Here is a 24,624-nt window from a genome sequence, read left to right as displayed (position 1 = left end):
GGCGTTCACTCGATCACATAGCCGACGGGGCCGCGCCATCCGGCGCCCGCCTGGGCGGTCGGCGCGGGCGAGCCGTAGACCTGGTTCAGCTGGCCGAAGAAGATGGTCTGGGCGTCATGGGCGATGCGCAGGCCGTCGGCCGGCGTCTGCATCCGCCCCGGCGCCGTCGGCGTGACGACATAGGGCTCCACGATGACCACCAGTTCGGTCTCGCCCATCAGATAGTCGCGGGAGCGGAACAGCTGCCCCAGCACCGGGATGTTGGTCATACCCGGCAAGGAATCCACCGCCTGACGCGTGCTCTCCTGCAACAGGCCTGCGATCATCATCGACCCGCCCGAAGGCAGTTCGATGGTGTTCTCGCTGCGCCGCACGGTCAGGCCCGGCAGGGTGATCGACGACGGCGTTCCGGCGCCGATGGTCAGGCCGCCGCTGGGCGTCAGTTCCGACACCTCGACCTTGACCTGCAGGCTGATGCGCCCTTCGGACAGCACCACCGGGCGGAAGCCCAGCGCCACGCCGTAAGGCTTGTACTGCACGGTGATCTGCCCGTCGCGGTCGCGGCCGGTAGGAACGGGAAACTCGCCGCCCGCCAGGAAGCTCGCGGCTTCGCCGTTGACCGAAGTGAGATTGGGCTCCGCCAGGGTGCGGACCAGACCGACGCGCTCGAACGCCTTCAGAGTCGCCGAGCCCTTGTTCAGACCGTCAGAGCCGGGCCCCGTGCCAGGCTGGGCGGTGTCCCAGTTGGAGGGATCGCCCGGAGCGCCGGTCACGGTATGCGGGCACATGGCGCCTTCGGGCCAGCCCGGGCCGATGCAGGGGGCCTCCATCTGGAAATTCTTGGTCGTATCGCGCGCGATCCCGCCCGCAAGCCCGCCCAGCAGCGAGCCGTTGACGCCCCAGGTTGCGTTATTGCCCAGCAGCCACTGGGTGTCGCCGACGCGGCCGATCACCGCCTGGGTGTCAAAGCCCAACTGTTTGATGACGTTGCGCTGCACCTCGACCACGCGAACCTTCAGCGTCACCTGGTCCGAACCCGCGACCGAGATCATGTTCATGACCTTTTCGGGCGCGCTGACGAAAGCGCGCGCCACCTGGGCGGCGCGGTCCGCGTCGGCCGGGCTGGCGGCCAACCCCGTCAGGATGATGCTGTCGTTGACCGCTTCGGCCCGCAGATCCGAGCCAGGCGCGATGCGGTTCAGCGTGTCCTGCAGGGCGCTGACGCCCGCATCCACCCGCACGCGCAGCGCCAGAATGGTGCGCCCTGCGCCGTCCAGGAACACGGCGTCGGTCTCGCCCCCCTCCAGGCCGATCATGGTGATACGGCGCGGCGAGTGCAGCATGGCCTCGGCTACGCGCGGATTGGAGATGATGACGTCGCGGGCGTCAGACGGCAGGTCGACCGCAAAGGAAGTTCCGCGCGGCAAGTTGACGAGTTGCGGCGCCGAGCCCGCCGTGATGGCGGCGCGCGTCGTCTGCGCGCCCGCCTGGTCGATAGGCGCGCCGGCCCCGCCAAGGGCCAGAACAGCCACGCTGGCCGCGACAGCGAAACGATTCATGCGCGAAATCCTCATGGCGTCGCCACTTCCTGAGCGTCGCCGCCGCGATAGACCTTCACCACCGCGCCGGCCCGCTCGCCGCCGCGCCTCACTGCGCCGGGAACATGGCCTGACGGCCCCGCCGTGTCGGCATAGGAGCGCAGCACCAGCGACAGGTCGCCCTCGGACCGCGCCAGGGCCAGCAGTTCGGCGTCGCGTTCGCTGACGGCCAGGGTGGCGGTGGCGCCGACCACGGCCTTTTCGTCTTCGGCGGCGCGGGTGCTCTGATCAATCGCCAGGACCTTCATATTGCGCATGATGGTGGCGGTGGCGAAACGCGGTCCCGAGCCGCCATCATTGTTCTTGATTTCGCGCGTCATCAGCACGTCCACCCGGTCGCCTGGCAGGATGAAGCCCCCGGCGGCCGTCTCGACATTGACGCGGATGGCCATGGCGCGCGTGCCGGGCTCCAGGTAGGCGGCCATGTAGCCGCTATCCCCCGCGCGAACGATCTTGCGCGCAACGATGGGCTCGCCCGCCAGAATGGGTTCGCGCACCACAGCGCCGATATAGTCGGCCTTGGCGCCAGGACCGTTCAGTTCTGCGGCAGCCTTCATGGCGCGCTCGACCGCCTGCGCGCGGGCCTGTTCGCGACTGGGTTCGCCCTTACCCTTGGCGGCGGCGCTTTCAGTCGCGGCGCCTTCGGGCCTGGCGGGCAGAGGCGTCGAGCCGTCGGTGATGAAAAGGGGATTTAGCTCCTCGACCGGCCAGTCCTTCCAACTCAGGTCGGCGTCGACCAGGCGTCGGCCCGGCTCCAGGTCTCGTGCGGCGACCAGGACCTTCGCCATCGGACGGGCCTCGACGGCGGCCGAGGCCGTGCTGACCGGTTCGCGTCCCGGAGAGCCCATGGCGCGGACCACCAGCGCAAGGCCGACGGCGGCCAGGGCGGCGATGCAGATGACGGCGATCTTGGCGGGCTTCATCGACGGTCTCCGGCAGACGCGACGACGCGATAGCGCGCGGGCCGCCCCCTGCCGTTAACAATGATGACGGATCGAGGTTAACGCGTCCCTAAGCGGGACAGCCCTTAGTGAACGCGGATCAGCCGGCGATGAAGGCGGCCATCAGCGGACTTTCGGGATAGGCGAGCAGAGCGCCAATGGCGATGGCGACGCCGTAGGGAATGTCGCCCTTGGGTTGCATCAGCCGCATCATCCAGCCCGGTCCCGCCTGGGCCAGGATCGGCAGACGACTGCGCGCCGTCAGCAACAATATACAGAAGGCTCCGCCCGCCAGGCCCGTGAAGAGCAAAAAGTGCAGCGTGCCCGACAACCCCATCCACAGGGTCGCCGCCGCCAGCAGCTTGGCGTCGCCGCCGCCGATCCAGTTCAGCGCGAACATCCCTGCGCCAATGAACAGCGCCGCCAGCGCCATCCCGGCGGAAACGCCCACGACACTCAGCGGCAGTCCCAGCGCCAGCGCCGCCGGAAAGAAGCCGACGACGAGGGCGATCGAGATCCAGTTTGGGATCTTCATCGTCGTCAGGTCATGCACCGCAGCAATGACCGCAAAGATCGGCAAAATCGCCAGAAAAAGGGGCAAAAAATTAGACATAAGTCGTTATGCGCCACATGTCTTAAGCTCCAGTTTCTTCACCACCATTCGCACAACATAAGGGCCGGAGCATAGTGCTCCGGCCCTCGGCATTAAGATCAAAGATCCCAAGCGACCATTAAGATCAAGACGCCGGGTTACCAACTTCGCCGCCAAGGTTTCCGGCAAGATTTCTAAACGTCGTTTCGAGGTTACCGCCCAGCAGGGTGACAGCCCCGATGATCGCGACAGCGATCAGGGCGGCGATCAGGCCGTATTCGATGGCCGTGGCGCCGGATTCGTCTTTAGCGAAGCGATTGATGAAGTTACGCATGTTTTGTCTTCCTTTGTTCTAAGCGAGCAACAGTTCCACCATCCAGGGTCACCGGTTTTGCCCGCTTGACCCCCGTTTGCACGCTGACCATGCCGCGTTGCGGATTAAGGGCGAGTAAAAGCCAACCACGCGTAATAAAAATATGATGGTTACTTGCATGTTTACTATGTTCGCATCACAGGATCGGCGAACAGGAATTTCAGGAAATCTTGACCTTTGGGCGCGACAGTTCATGCGCGGCGTCGCGCGCGCCCGTTCCTTTCGAATCCGGAGGTCCCGCCATGACGGCATCGGCCAAGTCCAGGTGCGTAAGCCTGATCCGCCTGCTGCTGGTCGGCCTGCCGATCGTTCTGGGGGCCACGGCGACGACGGCGCAGAACCGTCAACTGGAAGTGCCGATCCATCAGGCAACGCGCGTCCAGCTGGGTGCCGCCGCCGGGTCAGTCATTGTGGCTAATAAAGACATCGCCGACGTCGCCGTCACCGACGCGCGCACCCTGTTCATCACCGGCAAGGCCTATGGCGTGACCGAGGTCATCGCCGTGGACGCCCTGGGGCGCCCCTTGTTCCAGCGCCAGATCGTGGTCGCGCCCAACAGCGCCGGCACGGTGCGGGTCTGGCGCGGACGCGAGACGACCGAAGTGACCTGCGGCGCGACCTGTGCCCCGGCGCCCGCCGGCCGCGGCTCTTAAGAAGGCCGAGCCTTGGCGCGGCGTCCTCACGACCGGAAACGACGCGAAGGCTCGAACGCCATTGAGTTCGGCCTGGTCGCCCTTCCATTCTTCCTGCTGCTGTTCGGCATATTGGAAATCGGCCTGATGCTGCTGGTCGACGCCCTGGTCGAGACCGCCGCCTCTGACGCCGCCCGGCAGGTGCGAACGGGGCAGGCCCAGACGCAGGAACTGACGCCGGAGCAGTTCAAGGCCAAATTTTGCGCGGAGATGAGCCTGTTTTCCAGCGACTGCAGCCGCCGCGCCTTCGTCGATGTACGCGTCCTCGACGACTTCGCCCTGACCGACCCGACGAAGGCGCCGCCGGATCCGACCGGAGGCGACCTTTTCGACCCTAGCGGCCTGAAGTTTGAGCCCGGCGGCCCCGGGGAGCGTGTGCTGGTCCGCATTTGGTACGAGCAGCCGATCATCACTCCGATGATCGCCCAGGCGGTGTCGCGCACGAAGGACGGGCGGGTGATGCTGACCACCACCTTGGCCTTCCGTAACGAGCCCTATCAATGAGCCGGCGGCTGCATTTCCGCGCTATGCGCCGTCTCCCCGGCAACCGGGACGGCGCCACGGCGGTCGAGTTCGCCTTGATCGCGCCGGTGATGATCCTGCTCTATTTCGGCCTGGTCGAGTTTAGCCAGGGCTTCATGGCCCAACGCCGCGCCAGCCATGCCGCCTCGGTCGTGTCCGACCTGATCGCCCAGAGCGAACGGACGAATCGCGCCGGCATCAACGCCATCTACGCCGTCGGCGGTCTGATCATGCGCCCCTTCCCTGTCGCTGATCTGTCTATTCGCACCACCAGCATCGCCATCGACGCACGCGGCGTGGCCACGGTCGAATGGAGCCACGGCAACGGAAAGTCGCTGCCCCCCCTGCAAAAGGGCAATCTCGTCACCGACCTGCCCCCCGACGTGGCCGAAAGAGAGCAGACGGTCATCATGGGCGAGACCCAGTACATCTACCGCTCGCCGTTTGCAGCCGTGCTGCCCAGGCCAGTCACCCTGTCGCGCCGTTACTTCTTGCGGCCGCGCACGGTTGATCGCGTCGTCTGCAGCGACTGTTGATCTAGCCCGCCAGGGCTTCGCGCAGCGCCTGGATCTTGGCCCCGGTCTCCAGCCGCTCGGCGTGCGGATCGCTGTCGGCGACGATGCCGGCACCGGCCTGAGCGCGCCAGCGCCAGCCCGTGTCGTCCTGTTCGAAGGCCGCCGTGCGGATCAGCACCGACGCCGTCAGATTGCGATCGCCGGCCAGCCCCCAGCCGAACAGAGAGCCGCACCACGGCCCGCGCGGCCGTTCATGCGCCGCGATCACCTTCATCGCCTGATGCTTGGGCGCCCCGGTGATCGACCCGGGCGGGAAGGTCGCCTCCAGCACCTCGGCCGGGCCGAATCCGGCGGCCGCCTCGGCGCTGACGGTCGAGACCAGATGATGCACCGTCGGGTGGCGTTCCAGCTTGAACAACCCCTCGACCTGGACCGACCCCGACAGCGCCGCCCGCGCCAGGTCGTTGCGCATCAGATCGACGATCATCAGATTTTCGGCCCGGTCCTTGGAGCTGGCCGCCAACTCGGCCGCCAGAGCGGCGTCGCGCGCCGGATCGGAATCGCGCGGGCGCGTCCCCTTTATCGGCCGCGCCTCGATCCGCCCGCTTTCCTCATCGAAGGTCAGGAACAGCTCCGGCGAATTAGACACGATCGCCCGATCGCCCAGCCGCCAGAAGCCGCCGTATGCCGCCCCGCGCGCCACCGATAAGCGCAGGAAGACATCGAACGGATCCCGTCCTGCCGCCAGCCTGCCCGACCAGGCGCGGGCGATGTTAGCCTGGAAAAGTTCGCCCGCCGCGATGCGCGCCACCACATCAGCGACAGCGGCCTCATAAACGTCTCCCGCCGTCTCGCCCTCGAAGGCCGAAGCCGGCGCTGACGGCGTCGTCGGCGCCCGCGCCAGAGCCAGCCAGGCCGCCGCCCGATGCGCCTGCTCGCGCGCCTGCGCCTCGGTGCGGCCCCGCCCCACGGCGCGCACCTCTTTCGTCTGGTGATCGAAGGCCAGAAGGGCCGGATAGCGGGCCAGCATCAGATCGGGCCAGTCCCCGCCCCGCTCGCCCGTCGCCGGGCGGGCCCCCGCATCATAACTCATCAAGCCGACGACCCCGCCGCCCGCAAAGGCCGGGTTCCGCAGAGCCTCGAACGGCGCCGCATCGTCCACCCGGCGGGTCACGACCAGGTCGGGCTCGCAGGCGACATACGACATCCGCCCACCGTGCGCCGCCGGATCGTCGGCCCCGGCGATCAGTCCCAGCGCCCCCTCGCGGCGGTTAAGCCCCGCCGCGACCTCTACCGGCCCGACCCAGCCGCACGACTCCACGATCAGCGCCGAGAAGGGATCCGGCTCGACCGCGTGAGATGTTGAAGGACGCTCGCTCATTCGTCGCCCTCCATAGCCGGTTCAGCGTCCGGCGCCAGCGCCTAGCGGCCCGCCACCAGAGCGGACATGGCGTCCAGATAGGCCAGGAAGGCGTCGCGGCCCGTCGTTGTCATGCTGGCCCGGGTCAGTGGCTTGCGGCCCTGGAAGCTCTTGGACACGACGACGAACCCCGCCTCCTCCAGCTTGCGTAAATGCACCGAAAGATTGCCGTCCGTGGTCTGCAGCCGGGCCTTCAGTTCGCCGAACTCAGCGCTCTCGACCCCGGCCAGATAAGCCATGATCCCCAGGCGCACCCGCCCGTGGATCACCTCGTCGATGCGGCCGATATCGAAATCGTCGGCCGCATCCGTCGTTGGCTCAGAAGCGGTCATGTCAGACCACCTCCGTCGGTTCCTGGCGCATCAGCATCAGGCCGGGAACGAGGGCGAACAGAAACAGCCCCGCCGCATAGCCCAGCCACATCGCCGGGCTGCCGATCAGAAAAGCGATCAATGGCGTGGCGATCCAGCATCCGACCGCGAGATACCACTGCCACTTCTGCCCGCTCATGGTCGCCGACACAGCCCAACCCGAGCCGTAAAGGGCGAAAATCAGCGACGGAAAGATCATGGCGACCGTGTCGCTTTGTGTCTTCCAGCCGATCACCCCCATCGCCAGGGACATGACGAAGATGCCCAGGCCCGCGCCCATCCAGCCGGCGCTGGCGGCGCTGTTGCCCGCCGACTGCGCGCCCGGCCTTCCCTCAGCACGCCGGATCTCGAAGATCAGGGCGCCGAAGAAGATCAGCATGGCCGATCCCCACAGGATCAGATAGGCGACCGGCGCCATGTCTATCAGACCGCTGTCGATGGCGTAGTGGATGATCGCCGCCACGCCGAACACCAGTCCAGCGGTGACGAGTATACGTCCGCCCAACAGGGGGGCCTGCCGCCCCTCCTGAGCGAGGGCTTTCATATAGGCGATGTCGTCTTGAACGGATTGAACCTGGTCGCGGGTCATGGCGTCTCTCCCTGCCTGTGGTGCAGACCATGAGCCAAGAACTTTATGTTGTAAAGTTCTTTCTTGGACGCAGGCGCGATGCTCCCCCTTCCGGGCGGAGGGGGAGCCGTCAGCGCGCGCTCAAGCAGGGAGCCGCCGCGAGGCGAGCGATAGCGCCTTCTTACCGGAAGGGCGGCTCGTCGAAGGCGCGCAGCTTGCGTGAGTGCAGCCGCGTGCCCTCCGCGCGCAGCAACTCCACCGCCTGAATGCCGATCTGCAGGTGTTCGGAGATCGAGCCTTCGTAGAAGCGGTTGGCCTGGCCGGGCAGCTTGATCTCGCCGTGCAGCGGCTTGTCCGAGACGCACAGCAGCGTCCCGTAGGGCACGCGGAAACGATACCCCTGCGCGGCGATGGTGGCGCTTTCCATGTCGATGGCGACGGCGCGGCTCTGGTTGAAGCGCAGGGCCGACTTGGAATAGCGCAGCTCCCAGTTGCGGTCGTCGGTGGTGACGACGGTGCCGGTGCGCAGCCGCTTCTTGACCTCTTCGCCCGGCGCGCCCGAGACCAGCTTGGTCGCATCGTAAAGCGCGCGCTGCACCTCGGCGATGTTGGGGATCGGAATGTCGGCGGGCAGGACCGCGTCCAGCACGTGGTCGTCGCGCAGGTAAGCGTGGGCCAGCACATAGTCGCCGATGGTCTGGCTGCCGCGCAGGCCGCCGCAGTGGCCGATCATCATCCAGGCGTGGGGCCGCAGCACCGCCAGGTGGTCGCAGATGGTCTTGGCGTTGGACGGGCCGACGCCGATGTTGACCAGGGTGATGCCCTGCCCATCCGGCCGGGTCAGGTGATAGGCGGGCATCTGATGCTTGCGCCAGGCGGCGTCCATGATGGCCGCCTCCGGGTCGTCGGTGGCGCGCGTCACCGCCACGCCCCCGGCGCAGGACAGGCTCTCATAGGGGCTGTCGGGATCGGCGATCTGGGCCGTGGCCCAGCGCACGAACTCGTCGACGTAGCGGTTGTAGTTGGTGAAGAGGATGAAGCTCTGCACGTCCTCGACCGGCGTGCCGGTGTAGTGCCGCAGCCGCGCCAGGGAGAAGTCGGTGCGCAGGCCGTCGAACTGGGCCAGCGGATGCTCCTCGCCGGGCTCCCACAGGCCGTCCGAGATCTCGTCGCCGATATGGGCCAGCTCCGTTGTCGGGAACCAGCGGGCGATGGCCGCCGTCATGGTGCGGTCCAGCACCACGTCCGAGCCGTCCAGCACGTAGGGGAAGGGAATTTCCTGTTCCGACGGCTCGACCGTGAACACGGCGCCGTACTCGTTCGCCAGCAGGGTCAGCTGCTCCAGCAGATAATCGCGGAACAGATCGGGGCGGGTGATGGTCGTGGAATAGACGCCGGGCCACGACAGCCGGCCATAGGCGCGCGTCTCGAGGTGTTGCGGACGCTCGCCATGCCAGGTCACGGTCAGACGCGGATAGGCGAACAGGCCCGCCGCCCGAGCCTCAGGTTCGGCGCGCTCGCCGGTGGCCAGGAAGGTCTTCACGGCCTGACGCAAGCTCGTGACGGATTGATTGTAGAGGGTTTCGAGGCGGTCCAGCGCCGCCTGGGGGGTCATCTTGTCTGTCATGGCTTCCTCTAGCGGAAAACCGTGACCTTGGCGAGACGGAGGAAACACCGCGCCGCGACAGTTGACCGGACGCCCCGGCGCGCGCTTTGTCGTCCGGCTGGAGGAATCCCATGGTTCAACACCCGTTTCTGATCGACTTCGCCGCCGCCTTGCTGGCCGCCGGACCTGTCTCCGCCGAGGTGAAGTCGGCCGCGCCGCACGGCTTCGAGGTCGGCGGGACGCTCAGTCTCGACGCACCGCCCGCCCGCGTCTGGGCCATCCTGGTCGCGCCGGACGCCTGGTGGAGCCGCGACCATCGCTGGTTCAACGACTCCGCTCTCTCGCTGGATCTCGCGCCGGGGGGCTGCTGGTGCGAACGAGCGGCCGACGGACGCATCTCGCGTCACATGGAGACGGCTCTGGTCGAGCCGGGATCGAAACTGGTGCTGCGAGGCGGCCTCGGCCCCCTGCAGGGCCAGGGCGCTGCGGGCGGCCTGTCATTCACGCTGACGCCGCAAGGCGCGGGCGCGACCCTGACCTGGAGCTATGTGGTCGGCGGCTATGCGAGCGGCGGGCTGGACGCCTGGGCCGCCCCGGTCGACGGCGTGCTGTCGGCTCAGTTGGCCAATCTCAAGACGCGCGTCGAAGCGGCCGACTGAGGCGCTACTTCAGCGCCGCACGCAGGAAGCCGACCGCGCCCGCCAGGTCGCCCGCCGCCCCGCGCCATATCGACGCCGCGTCCTTGGCCCCGCCATAGGCCGAGGGGTCAGTGAAGGTCGCGTCCGGCCGCGGAGAGTCGCCCAGAGCCGCCGCCGCCCGCACGGCGCCAGGCGCCCCGGCCGCCGCCAGATAGCGTCGATCCAGCGCCACCATCAGGGCCGCGCGGCCGCCATCGCCCTGCCCAAGGACGCCGATGCGCCCGGCATCGCCGCCGACGTCTTCAGCCCATTTCGTCGCCCAGGCGACAGCGGCGGCAGCGTCGGCGATGAAGGCTGGATAGGAACCGCCGGGCGCCGTCCGACGGTCGGCCAGCAGAACGACGAAGCCCTGCTGCGCCAGATCACGCGCCGCCCGTTCATCCGCCGGCTGGGGCGCGCCGTCCGGCAACAGGATCAGAATGGGCAAGCCGACCGCCTGCACCGGTCGATATAGTCGCACCGTCTGGCGCGGATCGGCGCCATAGGCCGCGCGCGCCGTGCGCCAACCAGGCGGCCCCAACGGCACAGGCGTCTTCGCGCCTTCCCCGATCAGAGGCGCGCAGGCGGCGGTCGCCACGGTCGCCAGCAATGGCGCCAGAAGCCCTCGTCGCGTCATGTCCCCTCCCCGGAAAGCAGAAGGGCGCGGCCCTGTCGAACCGCGCCCCCAAGTCAGACCCAGCCTTACTTGGTCAGGTGCTTGTCCAGCCAGCCGAACACTTCGTTGTGCCACTGCAGGCTGTTGGCGGGCTTCAACACCCAGTGGTTCTCGTCCGGGAAGAAGACCAGGCGGCTCTCGATCCCTCGCCGCTGCAGGGCAGTGAAGGTCGACAGGCTCTGCGAGGTCGGGATGCGGAAGTCGAGGTCGCCCTGAACCACCAGCATCGGGTCGCGCCAATTCTGCACGTGGTTGGCCGGGTTGAACTTCTGATAGCCCTCCGGATTTTCCCACGGCGTGCCGCCGTATTCCCACTCGGTGAACCACAGCTCCTCGGTGCCGTAGCCCATGCCGAAGGTGTCGAAGACGCCGTCGTGGTTGACGAGGCATTTGAACTCGCCGGGCCAGTTTCCGGCGATCCAGTTGATCATATAGCCGCCATAGGAAGCGCCCAGGGCGCAGGCGTTCTGGCCGTCCAGGAAATCATACTTCGACTGCGCGAAGGCCCAGCCCTTCTGCAGGTCTTCCAGCGGACGGTCGCCCCAGTGCTGGCTGATCGAGTCGGTGAAATCCTGGCCGTAGCCGGTCGAGCCGTGGAAATCGATCATCACCACCGCATAGCCGGCGCCGGCATAGGTGCCGGGGTTCCATCGATAGGACCAGCTGTTGCCGAACGAGCCCTGCGGCCCGCCGTGGATCAGGAAGGCGACCGGATACTTCTGACCCTCGACATAGTTAGCCGGCTTGATGACGTAGCCGTGGACCGTCTCATTGTTCCAGCCGGGGAAGCTGAACTGCTCGGCCTCGCCGAAGACCTTGTTCGCCAGCTGCGGGTTCACATTGGTCAGGCGGCGCGGCATTTCGCGGCCGCGCCAGGTCTTGAAGTAGAGGTCGCTAGGCGAGGTCAGGCTGTCCATCGCGAAGACGAAGCCCGAGGGCGTCTGACCGAAGGCGCCGACGTGGCCTTCGCCCGTCAACGGCATGACCACCCCGTTGCGCGTATCGATAGCGAACAGCTTGGTCTGACCGACATCGCCCGCTGTCGTATAGAGCGTCTTTCCGTCCTTGGACCACTGCAGGGTGTCAGCCGAACGGTCCCAGTTGGCCGCGATCTGGCGCGTCTGGCCGGTGGCCACGTCGCGCAGGAAGATCGAAAACTTATCTGCCTCGAAGCCCGGACGGGCCATCGCGCGGTAGGCCAGCGTCTGGCCGTCCGGCGAGAAGACCGGGCCGGTGTCCCAGGCCGGGTTGGCCTCGGTCAGATTGGTCAGTTGGCCGGGCGCAGAGACGGCGACGCTGTAGAGATCGAAGTTCGTGCTCCACGGCTCGCTGTTCCCGGCCTTGCGCGCCGAGAAGACCAGGGACTGCCCATCGGGCGCGAAGGTGAACTCGCTCTCGTCGCCGAACGGTTTGGACGGGGTGTCGCCGTCGAAGCCTTTCGTGACCCAGACCGGCTCGCCGCCCGCCTTGCCGTCCGCGTCGATGGTCTGGACGAAGAGGTGGTTTTGGGTGTGGTCGTTCCAGGTATCCCAGTGGCGCACGAACATGCGGTCATAGACCTGGCCGGTCGACTTGCGTTCGGCCTCGGTCTTGCCGCGCGCCACCGAGGCGGTCAGGTCGGCCGCGTCGGGATAGACGGCCAGGGACACGGCCACGGCGTCGCCCGCACCATTGATGCGATAGGCGTTGACGTCGGTCGGCAGGTTGGTGACCTGGGTCGCCGTCGCGCCCTTGTCGGCCGAGACCCACACCTGGCTCGAGCCCGAACGGCTGGACAGGAAATACAGCTTGCCGTCGGCGCCCCAGCGGGCGGTGTTGGCGCCGCCTTCGGAAATAGCCAGCTTCTGCGGCTCAGCCTCGCCCTTCAGGCCCAGGATGTAGAGGGCGCTCGAGCGCTTGTTGGCCGCCACGTCGGTCTGGGTCAGGGCATAGACCACCCACTCGCCGTCCGGCGACACCTGAGGATCGCCCAGCCGGTTGGCCGAGATCATGTCCTGATAAGTGAAGGCGCTAGTGGCCTGGGCCGTCGCCGCGGCCGGAGCGGCGGGCGCCCCCTCGGCCAGGGCCGGCAGGGCCGTGGCGGTCAGCAGGGCGGCGGCGCTGAGGCCGGACAGGAGATGGGGCAGGCGGCGCATTCAGGCGCTCCTCGTGCGGATGGGATGTCTGGCCGAAGGCGTAACACCGCCCAGCGCCGCCCGCAAAGTCTCCTGTTCATGCCATTGTTTACTGCGCTTCCTTCGTCCAGTCGGCCGTCCAGTCCAGGATCTCCTGCTGCCACTCGACCCAGGTCTGCGGCTTCAGCACCCAGTGGTTCTCGTCCGGCACATGGACGAAGCGGCTAGGGATGTTCAGCCGTTGCAGGGCCGAGAAGGTCGCCAGCCCCTGCTCCATCGGCACGCGGAAGTCCCTGGACCCGTGCAGCACCAGCATCGGCTTCTTCCAGTGGCCCGCATAGGTCTCGGGGTTGTGGGCGTCATAGATCGCCTTGCGGTCCCAGGTCGGGCCGCCGAACTCATGGATGAAGGTCGAGATGTCCATGGCGTTCATCAGCTGGGGCACGTCGAAGACCCCGGCGTGGTTGACCAGGCAGCGCCACGGCTCGTTCCACTGGCCCGCGATCATATTGACCATATAGCCGCCGTAGGAGGCGCCCAGCGCGCAGGCCCGTTCGCCGTCGATCCACGGATTGGCCGCCAGCGCCGCCTGCCAGCCCTTTTGCAGGTCTTCCAGCGGACGGTCGCCCCAGTGGTCGTTGATGGCGTCGGTGAAGGCCTGGCCATAGCCCGGCGAGCCGTGGAAGTTCACCATCACCACCGCATAGCCCGCCGCCGTATAGACCTGCGGATTCCAGCGGTAGGACCAGCTTTCGGTCCAGGGCGACTTGGGCCCGCCGTGGATCAGAAAGACGGCCGGATATTGGCGCCCCTCGACGAAGCCTGCGGGCTTGAACACCCATCCGTGCGTCGTCTCGTCGTTCCAGCCGGGGAAGCGAATCTCCTCGGGACGGGGCAGGTCGATGCGGGCGAGCAGCTCGGCGTTGTGCTGCGTCGCCTGGCGCGCGGGCTGGCCGCTCCGAGCGATGAAGACCTGGGTCGGGGCGGTGAAGCTCTCATGGGCGTAGGTCAGAACGCCGCCGACCTCGTCGAAATCGCCGACCGAGCCGATGTCGGTCAGGGCCTTCACCGCGCCGGTGCGGGCGTCGACCTCGAACAGGCGGTTCTGGCCCTCATCGGCGGCGGTGACATAAAGCGCCCGGCCGTCCGAACGCCAGGTCAGGCCGCTGGGGCCGCGATCCCAGTTCGTCAGGGCGCGAGCGTTCGCGCCGTTCGCATCGGCCACCATCACCACCGGCTGATCGCCGCCGACATTCTCACGCGGAGCCGCCAGCCAGGCCAGACGCCGTCCGTCCGGCGACAGGGCGGGCGCCCCGTCCGGCCCTGAATGCCCTTCGGTCAGATTGACCGGCGCGCCGTCATCCAGGCTCAGCCGATACAGGTCGCTGTCGTTGGTGAAGGGCGCGCGGTCCGCCTGCTTGCGCGCCGCATAGATGAAGGTGCGCCCGTCGCGCGCGATGGTCAGGCTGCTCTCGCCGACGCCCACATCCGCATCCAGCCCGGCGGTCAGGTCGCGCGGCTGGCCCTCAGCGAAGCCCGAGCCGTTCAGCGGCTGCAGGAAGAGATGGCTCTGACGCCCGTCGGCCCAACGGTCGAAAACCCGCAGAGGCATCCGCTCATAGACCTGCTGCGTCGACTTGGCCCGCGCAGCCAGTCGGTCCCTGGTGCAGTCCAGCGTCTCGCAATCCGTATAGACCGACACGCCCAGCACCAGCGCCTTGCCGTCCGGCGTGAAGCGGAACCCCGACACGGATACCGGCAGGGTCGTGACCTGGGCCGCCGCCATGCCGTCGCGGTCCGCGCGCCACACCTGGTTCGATCCGCCGCGCGCGGACATGAAATAGATCGCCTGCCCGTCCGGCGCCCAGCGCGCGCCCGACACGCCGCCGTCAGAGATCGGCAGACGCCGCGCGGGCGCAGCGCCGTCGACATCGACCACCCACAGGCTGGTCTGGGTCTTGTTGCCGGCCCAGTCCGTCGTCGTGACGGCATAGATGACGCGGCGTCCGTCCGGCGAGACGCGCGGGTCGCCGACGCGCTCCATCGTCGCCAGATCCTTCAGACGCAGACGGTCAGACGCTTCGGCTTGAGCAGACGCTGCCGCCGCGGCCGCTTCCTGCGCCAGAGCTGGCGTCGCCGCCAGACCGCCCGCCAGCAACAGCATCTGGACAGCCGCAGCCGTCATCCAACGTGATCGGGCCATTACGCGACACTCCCCCATGAATGGTCAGGCTTCCTGCATAGGCGGCCATGCCGCCCGCGCCAAGCGGGATGGCGCTTGCCCGCCGCCGCCGCCTCGGCGACAAGCAGGCGATGAGTTCGGCTCCGCACATTGTCGACGTCCTGATCGCCGAGCGCGCGCCCCGGCTGACGGGATCGGCCGCCTGGCCGCTGGTCCGCCCTGGCCTCTACGGTCTGCTCGACTACGCCAAGGCGCGCCGCATGGCCGACGCTATCGGCCCGATGGCCGGGCGCCAGGCGCTGGACTACGTCTCCGACCTGCTGGAGCTGACGGTGAGGACGGCGCATCTGGACCGCCTGCCCGCCTCGGGCCGCTGCCTGGTGGTGTGCAACCACCCGACCGGCATCGCCGACGGTCTGGCTGTGCACGACGCCCTGCGCACGGTGCGCAACGACCTGATCTATTTCGCCAACGCCGACGCCCTGCGCGTCTCGCCGGGTCTATCGGAGACCGTCGTCCCGGTCGAATGGGTTACGGCCAAGCGCACGCGCGAGAAGACCCGCGCCACCCTCCAGGCCGCCAAGGAGGCGTTCGAGGCCGAGCGTTGCGTCGTCATGTTCCCGGCCGGACGTCTGGCCCGCGTCGGCCCGAACGGCCTGTTGACCGACCCCGACTGGGCCGCCACCGCCGCCTCCCTGGCCCGCAAATACGAGGCGCCGGTGATCCCGATCCATGTCGCCGGACCGACCAGCCGCTTGTTCCACCTGTTCGACAAGGTGTCCCAGGAGTTGCGCGACATCACCCTCTTCCACGAACTGCTGAACAAGAAGGGCCGCGCCTTCGACCTGATTGTCGGCCGCCCCATCCCGCCGCTGGCGCTGGACATCGACGCCCAGGCCGCCACCCTGAAACTGAAAACCTTCGTCGAGCGGACCCTGGCCGCCGATCCTGACGCGACCTTCGCCTGATGATCTTTTCCCTTCCCGACGCCGAGGCCACGACACGCTTCGGCCAGGCGATAGCCCCCCTGCTGGAGCCGGGCGAAGCCGTCCTGCTCTACGGCCCGCTGGGCATGGGCAAGTCGACCCTGGCGCGCGGCCTGATCCGCGCCCTGACCCGGCCGGACGAAGACGTGCCGTCGCCCACCTTCACCCTGGTCCAGTTTTACGAGAGCGATCCGCCCATCGCCCACTTCGACCTCTATCGCCTGACCCGGCCCGAGGAGGCCTTCGAGGTCGGGCTGGACGAGGCGCTGGACGAGGGCTGCGCCATGATCGAATGGCCCGAACGTCTGGGCGATGATCCCGGCCGGATGCTCGGTCCGGACCGGTTGACGGTCACCATCGCCGAGGACGGCGAGGGCCGACTTGCGACCGTTTCTGGCGCAGGCGCGTGGGAAGCCAAACTGAAGGAACTCCATGTCTGACCGCGAAGCCCTCCGTCTCGACTTCCTGCGCTCGGCCGGGCTGGCCGGGGCCGTTCGCGCGCCCCTGCCCGGCGACGCCTCGACGCGGCGCTATGAACGGCTGACCACGGCCTCGGGCGCGACCCTGATGCTGATGGATCAGGCCCCGGCCGCCGAGAGCCTGCCCTGCGATCCGGCCTGGACGCCGCGAGAACGCCACGCCCACGGCTGGAACGCCGTCGCCCGCCTGTCGGCCGGCCGCATCGAGGCCTTCGCCGCCGTCGCCGCCCATCTGAAGTCGCTCGGCCTGGCGGCGCCCGAGATCGTCGCCGTCGACGCCCCCAACGGCCTGGCCGTGATCGAGGACTTCGGCGACGCCCTGTTCGCCCGCGTCATCGAGGCCGGCGCCGATCCGGCCCCCCTCTATCGCGCCGCCGTCGAGGCCCTGGCCGTCCTGCACGCCGCCCCGACGCCGGAGGTCCTGGCCGGCCCTGCCGGCGACTGGCCCCTGCTGACCTACGACCAGACGGCGCTGCAGGGCGGCGCCGACCTGTTCGTCGAATGGCTGCCGAAACTGATCCCATCGTTGGCCTTTGACGACGCCGCCATCGCCGAATGGCGCGCCGCCTGGGCCCCGACCACGGCGGCGGGGGAGGCGGGCGCGACCGTCATGGCCCACCGCGATTATCACGCCGAGAACCTGATCCGCCTGGGCGGCAAGACCGGCGCCGCCTCGGTCGGGATGATCGACTTCCAGGACGCGGTGAAGGCCCATCCGTCGTGGGACCTCCATTCCCTGCTGCAGGACGCCCGCCGCGATGTGGCGCCCGAGCTGGAGGCCCTGGCGCTCGACCACTATTTCGCCCTGCGTCCCGAGGCAGACCGCGAGGCCTTCACGGCCGCCTACGCCGGTCTGGCCGCCCTGAACGAAGCGCGCATCCTCGGCATCTTCGCCCGCCTGATCGCCCGCGACGGCAAGCCGCGCTACGCTGCCTTCATGCCCCGCATGTGGGCGCACCTGAACGCCAATCTGAAGGCGCCCGGCCTCGACGCCGTCGCCGCTTGGATGGACCGCCACGTGCCGGAGGATGTGCGTCGATGAAGACCCCCGCCACTGCCATGGTTCTCGCCGCCGGACTCGGCACGCGGATGCGGCCCCTGACCGACGACCGGCCCAAGGCCCTGGTCGAGGTCGGCGGCAAGGCCCTGATCGACCATGTACTCGATCGACTGGCTCAGGCGGGCGTGACCGATGCCGTGGTCAACGTCCACTGGTTCGCCGACCGGCTGGAAAGCCACCTGGCCGCCCGCGCCCGCCCGACGATCCGCATTTCCGACGAACGCGCCGAACTGCTGGAGACCGGCGGCGGCCTGAAGAAGGCCCGGCCCCTGCTGGGCGACGCTCCCGTCTTCGTCGCCAACATCGACAGCGTCTGGATCGACCGGGCCAAAACACCGGGAGGGGCGCTCGGCGATCTCATCCGCCTGTGGGACCCGGAGCGCATGGACGCCGCCCTGCTGCTGGCCCGCCGCGAAGGCTCGATCGGCTTCGAGGGCGGCGGCGACTTCTTCATGTCCGACGACGGTCGTCTGACCTTCCGGGGCGAGGCCGCCAGCGCCCCTTACGCCTATATGGGCGTCCACATCACCCGGCCCGATTACGCCGACCAGGGCCCCGAGGGCCCCTTCTCGCTCAGCCCCCTGTGGCGCGCCTCGGCCGCCGAGGGTCGCCTGTTCGGCTGCGTGCTCGACGGCGACTGGATGCACGTCGGCGACCCGCAGGCGCGCGACGAGGCCGAGGCGCGGCTCAAGGCGGAGATCTGACCATGACGGGGGGGCGCTTCGATCCTTTCTCGGGCAGCGGGCCGCGCTGGCGCGCCGTGCCCGCCTGGCGGCCCTTCCTCGAGGACGTCGCGGCGGGGGTGCTCGACTGGCTGGGCGACGCCCCGCCCGAGACCCTAACCGACGCCACCATCCTGCTGCCCAATCGCCGCGCCGCCCGCGCCTTCTCCTTCGCGCTCGGCAAGCTGGCGGGCGACCGCCCCGTCCTGCTGCCGCAGGTGCGACCGCTGGGCGATCTGGAAGAGGACGAGCCCCCCTTCGCCCCCGGCGAACTGGGTCTGGACCTGCCGCCCGCCATCGTTCCTCTGACGCGCCGCTTCGAGATGGCGCGCATGATCGCCGAAGACTTCCAGCCGGGGATGAAACCCCTGCGCGCCCTCGAAATGGCCGATGCGCTCGGCGCCTTCCTCGATTCCTGCCAGCTGGAAGAGGTCTCCGACCTGTCGCGCGTCGCTACCCTGGCGGAACAGGATCTGGCCGAGCACTGGCGCGAGAGCGCCCGCTTCCTCGGCCTTGCGGTCGAGGCCTGGCCCAAGCGACTGGAGGCGCTCGGCCTAGTCGATCCGGCGTGGCGGCGCGCCACCCTGCTGCGTCGTCTGGCCGAGGCGTGGGACGCCCGCCCGCCGCAGGCCCCCGTCATCGCCGCCGGCTCCACCGGCACCGTCCCCGCCGCCGCCGACGTGCTGAAGGCCGTCGCCAAGGCGCCCCAAGGCGTGGTCGTCCTGCCCGGCCTCGACCTCGACCTGGCCGCCGACGCCTGGGACCGCATCGACGACCAGCACCCGCAGGCCGCATTGAAGGCCTTGCTGGCCCGCGCCGAAGTCGCGCGCGAGGCCGTCCAGCCGTGGTTCCAGCCTGCGCTCGACCCCGCCGTCCAGGCGCGTGGTCTGGCCCGCCAGCGCCTGATCAACGAAGCCCTGCGTCCTGCCGAGGCCACCGACGACTGGCGCGCCGAGATCAAGCGCCTGCGCGCCCGCTCGGCCGAGGCGGGCCGCGCCGCCGACCCCATCGCCGAGGGCCTGTCGGGCCTGACCGTCCTGTCCGTCCGCGCCGAGGAGGAGGCCGCGACCGCCGTCGCCCTGATGATGCGCGAGAGCCTGGAGCACCGCACGCCCGACGGCCGCCCGATCACCTGCGCCCTGGTGACGCCCGACCTGCAACTGTCGCGCCGGGTCGAGGCGCGGCTGGCGCGCTGGGGCATTGTCGCCGACTCCTCGACCGGCCAGCCGCTTTCGCGAATGACGGCGGGTGTGCTGGTCGATCTCGGCGCCCGCTTCCTGGCCGAGCCGCTGAAGCCGCAGACCCTGCTGGCCCTGCTGAAACATCCGCTGGTCCGCCTCGATCTGGGCGAGACCTCGCTGCACGACGCCGCCGAGGCGCTGGAGGAGCACGCCCTGCGCGGCCCGCGCCCGCGGCGCTGGTCCCAACTTCAAGAACGCCTGCTTAAGGCGGCCGAGCCCCGGCGCGGCGGCCTGCCCCTGGCCGACTGGAAGCTGGCCCGGCTGAAGGGCGCGCAGGCCCTCGCCGACCGGCTGGAGGCGCTGGCGACCGCCCGCCCCTGTCCGCCGGACCAGGCCGCGCGAACCCTGACCGCCCTGATCGAGGCCCTGGCCGGTCAGAACGCCTGGGCCGGGCCGGACGGCGAGGTGGCGGCCGCCCTGCTGTCGGCCCTGATCGAAGGCGGCGGTCCGCTGGGCGACACCACGCCTGTCGAGTTCGCCGATCTGATCGGAGCCTTGCTGGCCGAGACGACGGTGCGCATCGGCGGCGCCACCCATCCGTCCTTGCGCATCCTCGGCGCCATCGAGGCGCGGCTGGCGCGGGCCGACCGCATGATCCTGGCCGGGCTGGAGGAAGGCGTCTGGCCCAACGCCGCCCCGGTCGATCCCTTCCTGTCGCGGCCCATGCGTGCCGCCCTGCCCCTGCCCGCGCCCGAACGGCGTCTGGGCCAGACGGCGCAGGACTTTGTTCAGGCCGCCTGCGCCGACGAGGCGATCCTGGTCCACTGCGAGCGGCGCGGCGGCCAGCCCGCCGTGCGCTCGCGCTGGCTGTGGCGGCTGGAGATGCTGACGCGCGGGGCCGACGCGCCCGACACCCCGGTCAGGCTCGCCGCGCCCGACGGCGTCGCCGACTGGACCGAGGCCCTCGACGCCCCGCCGCCCGGTCCGGCCCGGCTGGCTCCGCGCCCCGCGCCCACGCCCCCGGTCGAGCGCCGCCCGCGCAGCCTCTATGTCACCGGGGTCGAGCGTTGGGTCCGCGACCCCTACGCCCTCTACGCCCGCCGCATCCTGAACCTCGAACCGATGGAGCGCCCCGGCGCCTCGGCCGAGGCCCTGGCGCGCGGCAACGCCGTGCACAAGGCCATCGAGCGCCTGACCGAGGACTGGCCCGACCTGCTGCCCGACGACCTGGACGCGGTGATCGAGCGCTTGCTGCTGGAGGAGCTGGGCGCCCACGGCTTCGAGGACGCCGCCATGGCCCGCGAGGCGCCGCTGGCGAGGAACGCCGCCCGCTGGCTGGCCGGGTTCGAGACCAACCGCCGCGCGCGCGGCGTCGATCTGCTGATCGAGCAGCAGGGCGCCCTGGCCTTCGACGCGCCGGGCGGGCCCTTCACCGTCAAGGCCTACGCCGACCGCATCGAGGTCGGCGCCCTCAGCGCCGCCGTGATGGACTTCAAGACCGGCCAGGTTCCGTCGGCCAAGCAGATCAAGGCGGGCTTCGCCCCCCAACTGACCCTGACTGGCGCCATCCTCGCCGCCGGCGGCTTCAGGGACACCAACGGCCCCGTCCCGCCGGAGGAGCTGACCTATGTCCGCGTCGTCGGCCGCAAGAAGGCGGGCGAGGTCGCCGTGCGCGCCGCAGGGCCGGAAGCGCAGATCCTGTCCGACGCCGCGCTGCAAGGTCTGATGGCCCGCGTCGCTGACTTCGACAGGCCGGAGACGCCCTATCTCTCATGGGCCGCGCCTCATCTGATGGGCAGCTACAGCCCCTACAACCTGCTGGCCCGCGTCTGGGAGTGGCACGTCATCGGCGGCGCCGAGGAAGGAGAGGCGGAATGAACCTCCACATCCGGCCCGAAGACGCCCTCAACCCCCAGACCCGCGCCGCCGATCCGGCCCGCTCGGTTTTCGTCACCGCCAACGCCGGATCGGGCAAGACCACCACCCTGGTCAGCCGGGTGGCGCGCCTGCTGCTGGGCGGCGCCGCGCCCTCGGCCATCCTGTGCGTGACCTACACCAAGGCCGCCGCTGCCGAAATGCAGGCCCGCCTGTTCGAGACGCTGGGCAAATGGGCCGTCATGGACGACGGCGAACTGTCGGCCGAACTGGCCAGACTGGACGACAGCGACGCCGCCGCCCTCAACCCCGCCCGCCTGTCCGAGGCGCGCCGCCTGTTCGCCCGCGCCCTGGAGACGCCCGGCGGGCTGAAGATCCAGACCATCCACGCCTTCTGCGAAAAACTGCTGCGCCGCTTCCCCATCGAGGCGGGCGTGTCGCCGCGCTTCACCGTGCTGGAGAACGAGGCGGCGATCGCCCTTTCCCACGCCGCGCGAGAAGACCTGGCCCGCGCCGCCCTCGCCGACGCCGAAGGGCCGGTCGGCGCGGCCTACAGCCATTTCGCGGTCGAACTGGACTGGGGTCGCTTCCAGGACCTGCTGGCCCTGATCGAGAACAAGCGCGCCGAACTGACCGACTATGTCACCCGCGTCGCCGACGGCCGCGCTCCCGGCCCCTACGTCCTGACCGGCGCCGATCCGCAAAAGGCGCCCGAGGACATCGAGGCCGACTTCCTGCGCTGGCTGGACCGGGGCGAGGTCCGCCGCATGGCCGAGCTGATGGCGACCGGCTCCAAGACCGACAAGGACCGCGCCGCCGAACTGATCCACGCCCTCGACCACGACTGGAGTTTCCACGGCCTGGGCGTCGTCTTCCTGACCGGCTCCGGCTCGCCCCGCAAATCGATGGCGACCAAGCAGGCGCCGCCCGACGCCGCAGGCTGGCTGGCCGACCTGCAGGACAAATTCCTGGCCGCGCGCGACCAGCTGCGCGCCGCCAAGGTCGCCGACGACACCATCAAGCTGCTGACCCTCGCCAACGCCCACGCCGCCCTTTACGAGGCGGCCAAGACGGCGCACGGCGCGCTCGACTTCTCGGACCTGGTGGCCCGCACGGTCGAACTGCTGACCGTCCGCTCGACCGCCGCCTGGGTGCTGTACAAGCTGGACGGCGGCGTCGACCACGTCCTGATCGACGAGGCCCAGGACACCGCCCCCGAACAGTGGGCCATCATGCGCGCCCTGACCGGCGAGTTTTTCACCGTCCCCGATACGGACCGCACCGTCTTCGCCGTCGGCGACGAGAAGCAGTCGATCTACTCCTTCCAGGGCGCCCGGCCCGAGCGGCTGCGGCAGGAATCGCAGGTCTACGACAGCCTGATCACCGGAGCGGGCGGCGCCTTCGAAGGCGTGCCGCTGGAGACCTCCTACCGCTCGACCGAGGCGGTGCTGACGTTCGTGGATGAAGTGTTCGGCACGCCCGAACGCGCCCGCGCCCTGGTCGGCGAGACCGGCGAGATTCCCCATCACACCGCCGCCCGCAAAGGCCAGCCCGGCGCCGTCGAACTGTGGCCTCTGTTCGTCGACGAGGCCCCGCCCGAGCGCGACGCCTGGACCGACCCCGTCGATCAGGAAGGCGCCGCCAGCGCCCGCAAGCGCATGGCCCAGACCCTGGCGAACGAAATCAAGCGCCAGGTCGAGAGCGGCGCCGTCGTCTTCGACAAGGGCGGGACGCCGCGCCCTTGCGGCTACGGCGACTTCCTGATCCTGGTCCGCCGCCGCGACGCCACCTTTGAGGAGATCATCCGTGGACTGAAGGCGGCGGGCGCGCCGGTGGCGGGCGCCGACCGGCTGAAGCTGTCGCAGCACATCGTCTTCGACGACCTGAAGGCCCTGGCCCGCTTCGCCCTCTTCCCCGGCGACGACTTGACCGTGGCCGAGGTGCTGCGCGGTCCCTTCTGCGACGTGGACGAGGACAGCCTGTTCGAGCTCGCCGGGCTCGAGGACCGCAAGGGCCTGTGGCGCGAACTGAAGCGCCGGGCGGTCGAGCGGCCCGAGTGGGGCCATGCGCTGGACCTGCTGCGCGCGGCGCGGGACGCCCGCGACCTCGACCCCTTCGGCTTCTTCTCGACCCTGCTGAACCGGGTGGACGCGACGGGGGCTTCGGGCCGCGCCCGCATCCTGACCCGTCTGGGCCGCGAGGCCGAGGAAGCCATCGACGAGACCCTCAATCAGGTGCTGGCCGCCGAGGGTCGCGGCGGGACCGATCTGGAGACCTGTCTCGCCCTGCTGGAAGCCGCCGACGTCGAGGTGAAGCGCGAACTGGAAGGGCCCCGCGGAGAGGTCCGCGTCATGACTGTCCACGGCGCCAAGGGGCTGGAGGCGCCGGTCGTCATCCTGCCCGACACGACGATGAAGGCGAAGGCGCAAGGGCCGTCCCTGATGCCGGTCCCGCTGGAGGACGGCGCCGAGGCCTGGCTGATGTGCCCCGGTTCATCCAAGGAAGATTGCCCCGCCTCGGCCGACGCCCGCGCGGCGCGCGAGGCGCGGGTCGGCGATGAAACCCTGCGCCTGCTCTACGTCGCCCTGACCCGCGCGCGCGATCGGGTGATCGTCATGGGGCGCGGCTCCAAGCGCGCGCCCGAAGCCGGGGACTGGTGGTCGGTGATCGAAGAGACCTTCGACCGGCTGGGCGATCAGGTGCGCGAACTGGACGGCGGCGTCCGCCGTTACGGCGCCGATCCCGACAGCCTGCCCGCCGCCGTCGCCGCCGCCGAATTGCACGCGGAGGCCCCCGCCTGGGCGCGGACCAACCCGCCGCGCGACGCCGCCGCCCGCTTCGCCTCGCCCTCGCAGATGCAGGAGCAGAAGCGCATCCCCGCGCCGTCGCCCCTGGCGCGCGGCGAGGGGCCGGGCGCCGGGCTGGGCCGCTTCCGGCGCGGCGACCTGATCCACCGCCTGCTGGAGCGTCTGCCCGACCTACCCGCATCCGACCGTCCCGACGCCGCCCGCCGGATGCTGGCGCGCGAACGCGACCTGACCGAAGAGCAACGCGCCGAGATGATCGCCGCCGCCTTCGGCGTGCTGGACGACGCCCGGTTCGCCCCCGTCTTCGGTCCCGGCAGCCGCGCCGAGGTCGCCCTGACGGGGACCGCGCCCGACCTGCCCAGCGGGGTCTCAATCTCAGGCCGCATCGACCGGCTGGTGGTCACGCCCGAGCGGGTGCTGGTGGTCGATTTCAAGTCCAACCGCCCGGCGCCCGATCAGGTCGAGGACGCCGACCCGGCCTATGTGTTGCAGATGGCGATCTACGCCGCCGTCCTGCGCCGCCTCTATCCAGAGCGCGCGGTTGAGGCGGCCCTGGTGTGGACCGACGGGCCCAAGCTGATGGCGGTGCCTCAGGGGCTGATGGACGCCACTCTCGAAAATGCGCGTTGATTTGTCGGGGATTCGCACCCACATCTGTGCCTGAACG

The 24,624-nt window shown here is 69.6% G+C and carries 21 protein-coding genes; 10 read left to right on the top strand and 11 right to left on the bottom strand.

Annotated elements, in window-relative coordinates:
* Positions 1 to 5: 5 nt before the first annotated feature.
* The 4 genes from H9656_RS13460 to H9656_RS13445 all read right to left on the bottom strand — a co-directional run bounded on the left by H9656_RS13460 (position 6) and on the right by H9656_RS13445 (position 3,465).
* Positions 6 to 1,559, bottom strand: a complete 1,554-nt coding sequence (locus tag H9656_RS13460; RefSeq protein ID WP_225212517.1) for a type II and III secretion system protein family protein — start codon at positions 1,557 to 1,559, stop codon at positions 6 to 8.
* 11 nt (positions 1,560 to 1,570) lie between these two features.
* Positions 1,571 to 2,521 (bottom strand): Flp pilus assembly protein CpaB, encoded by a 951-nt coding sequence (cpaB, locus tag H9656_RS13455; protein WP_191744754.1) that lies wholly within the window; start codon positions 2,519 to 2,521, stop codon positions 1,571 to 1,573.
* A 118-nt stretch (positions 2,522 to 2,639) separates the two neighbouring features.
* Complete coding sequence (locus H9656_RS13450; RefSeq protein ID WP_191744753.1) at positions 2,640 to 3,152, bottom strand: A24 family peptidase; 513 nt, start codon at positions 3,150 to 3,152, stop codon at positions 2,640 to 2,642.
* A 124-nt stretch (positions 3,153 to 3,276) separates the two neighbouring features.
* Positions 3,277 to 3,465, bottom strand: coding sequence for a Flp family type IVb pilin (locus H9656_RS13445; RefSeq protein WP_191744752.1), 189 nt, complete (start codon positions 3,463 to 3,465; stop codon positions 3,277 to 3,279).
* 281 nt (positions 3,466 to 3,746) lie between these two features.
* On the opposite strand from H9656_RS13445, the gene H9656_RS13440 reads away from it, so the two are divergent.
* The 3 genes from H9656_RS13440 to H9656_RS13430 are packed head-to-tail and all read left to right on the top strand — an operon-like array spanning position 3,747 to position 5,254.
* Positions 3,747 to 4,157: a pilus assembly protein N-terminal domain-containing protein gene (locus tag H9656_RS13440; protein ID WP_191744751.1), complete on the top strand. Its 411-nt coding sequence runs from the start codon at positions 3,747 to 3,749 to the stop codon at positions 4,155 to 4,157.
* Positions 4,158 to 4,169: 12 nt separating this feature from the next.
* Positions 4,170 to 4,700 carry a TadE/TadG family type IV pilus assembly protein gene (locus H9656_RS13435; protein WP_191744750.1) on the top strand — a complete coding sequence of 177 codons (531 nt, stop codon included), beginning with the start codon at positions 4,170 to 4,172 and terminating at the stop codon, positions 4,698 to 4,700.
* Entirely contained in the window at positions 4,697 to 5,254 is a 558-nt protein-coding gene (locus tag H9656_RS13430) for a TadE/TadG family type IV pilus assembly protein (protein WP_191744749.1), read from the top strand. Before H9656_RS13435 ends, H9656_RS13430 begins: the two co-directional genes overlap by 4 nt.
* Before the next feature lies 1 nt (position 5,255).
* Here the strand turns inward: H9656_RS13430 and H9656_RS13425 are convergent, their stop codons facing one another.
* The 4 genes from H9656_RS13425 to H9656_RS13410 form a co-directional block, all read right to left on the bottom strand.
* Complete coding sequence (locus tag H9656_RS13425; RefSeq protein ID WP_225212516.1) at positions 5,256 to 6,614, bottom strand: anthranilate synthase component I family protein; 1,359 nt, start codon at positions 6,612 to 6,614, stop codon at positions 5,256 to 5,258.
* A gap of 41 nt (positions 6,615 to 6,655) precedes the next feature.
* Positions 6,656 to 6,985 (bottom strand): winged helix-turn-helix domain-containing protein, encoded by a 330-nt coding sequence (locus H9656_RS13420; RefSeq protein ID WP_191744748.1) that lies wholly within the window; start codon positions 6,983 to 6,985, stop codon positions 6,656 to 6,658.
* 1 nt (position 6,986) lies between these two features.
* The gene (locus tag H9656_RS13415) at positions 6,987 to 7,613 is read right to left on the bottom strand and encodes a hypothetical protein (RefSeq protein WP_191744747.1); all 627 of its coding nucleotides are present in this window, start codon (positions 7,611 to 7,613) and stop codon (positions 6,987 to 6,989) included.
* A 160-nt stretch (positions 7,614 to 7,773) separates the two neighbouring features.
* Positions 7,774 to 9,219, bottom strand: coding sequence for an AMP nucleosidase (locus H9656_RS13410; RefSeq protein ID WP_191744746.1), 1,446 nt, complete (start codon positions 9,217 to 9,219; stop codon positions 7,774 to 7,776).
* Between the two features lie 110 nt (positions 9,220 to 9,329).
* On the opposite strand from H9656_RS13410, the gene H9656_RS13405 reads away from it, so the two are divergent.
* Positions 9,330 to 9,857 (top strand): SRPBCC family protein, encoded by a 528-nt coding sequence (locus H9656_RS13405; protein ID WP_191744745.1) that lies wholly within the window; start codon positions 9,330 to 9,332, stop codon positions 9,855 to 9,857.
* 4 nt (positions 9,858 to 9,861) lie between these two features.
* On the opposite strand, the gene H9656_RS13400 is transcribed toward H9656_RS13405, so the two are convergent.
* The 3 genes from H9656_RS13400 to H9656_RS13390 form a co-directional block, all read right to left on the bottom strand.
* Positions 9,862 to 10,512, bottom strand: coding sequence for an alpha/beta hydrolase fold domain-containing protein (locus H9656_RS13400; protein WP_191744744.1), 651 nt, complete (start codon positions 10,510 to 10,512; stop codon positions 9,862 to 9,864).
* 65 nt (positions 10,513 to 10,577) lie between these two features.
* A complete protein-coding gene (locus H9656_RS13395) occupies positions 10,578 to 12,686 on the bottom strand; it encodes a S9 family peptidase (RefSeq protein WP_191744743.1) in 2,109 nt (702 codons plus the stop codon).
* Between the two features lie 88 nt (positions 12,687 to 12,774).
* Positions 12,775 to 14,868: a dipeptidyl-peptidase 5 gene (locus H9656_RS13390; protein WP_191744742.1), complete on the bottom strand. Its 2,094-nt coding sequence runs from the start codon at positions 14,866 to 14,868 to the stop codon at positions 12,775 to 12,777.
* Positions 14,869 to 14,936: 68 nt separating this feature from the next.
* On the opposite strand from H9656_RS13390, the gene H9656_RS13385 reads away from it, so the two are divergent.
* The 6 genes from H9656_RS13385 to addA are packed head-to-tail and all read left to right on the top strand — an operon-like array spanning position 14,937 to position 24,587.
* A complete protein-coding gene (locus tag H9656_RS13385; RefSeq protein WP_191744741.1) occupies positions 14,937 to 15,815 on the top strand; it encodes a GNAT family N-acetyltransferase in 879 nt (292 codons plus the stop codon).
* Complete coding sequence (gene tsaE, locus H9656_RS13380; RefSeq protein WP_404821572.1) at positions 15,812 to 16,273, top strand: tRNA (adenosine(37)-N6)-threonylcarbamoyltransferase complex ATPase subunit type 1 TsaE; 462 nt, start codon at positions 15,812 to 15,814, stop codon at positions 16,271 to 16,273. The genes H9656_RS13385 and tsaE overlap by 4 nt, the downstream gene beginning before the upstream one ends.
* The gene (gene amgK, locus H9656_RS13375; RefSeq protein ID WP_191744739.1) at positions 16,266 to 17,354 is read left to right on the top strand and encodes an N-acetylmuramate/N-acetylglucosamine kinase AmgK; all 1,089 of its coding nucleotides are present in this window, start codon (positions 16,266 to 16,268) and stop codon (positions 17,352 to 17,354) included. The genes tsaE and amgK overlap by 8 nt, the downstream gene beginning before the upstream one ends.
* On the top strand, positions 17,351 to 18,076 hold the full coding sequence (gene murU / locus H9656_RS13370; protein ID WP_404821569.1) for an N-acetylmuramate alpha-1-phosphate uridylyltransferase MurU: 726 nt from the start codon (positions 17,351 to 17,353) through the stop codon (positions 18,074 to 18,076). The genes amgK and murU overlap by 4 nt, the downstream gene beginning before the upstream one ends.
* A gap of 2 nt (positions 18,077 to 18,078) precedes the next feature.
* Positions 18,079 to 21,153: a double-strand break repair protein AddB gene (gene addB, locus H9656_RS13365; RefSeq protein WP_191744738.1), complete on the top strand. Its 3,075-nt coding sequence runs from the start codon at positions 18,079 to 18,081 to the stop codon at positions 21,151 to 21,153.
* Positions 21,150 to 24,587 (top strand): double-strand break repair helicase AddA, encoded by a 3,438-nt coding sequence (addA, locus tag H9656_RS13360; RefSeq protein WP_191744737.1) that lies wholly within the window; start codon positions 21,150 to 21,152, stop codon positions 24,585 to 24,587. The genes addB and addA overlap by 4 nt, the downstream gene beginning before the upstream one ends.
* The last annotated feature ends 37 nt before the right edge of the window (positions 24,588 to 24,624 follow it).

Source organism: Brevundimonas guildfordensis, assembly GCF_014836405.1.
In the GTDB taxonomy this organism is placed as follows: Bacteria; Pseudomonadota; Alphaproteobacteria; order Caulobacterales; family Caulobacteraceae; genus Brevundimonas; species Brevundimonas guildfordensis.
This window is presented reverse-complemented; position numbering and strand designations above follow the sequence as displayed.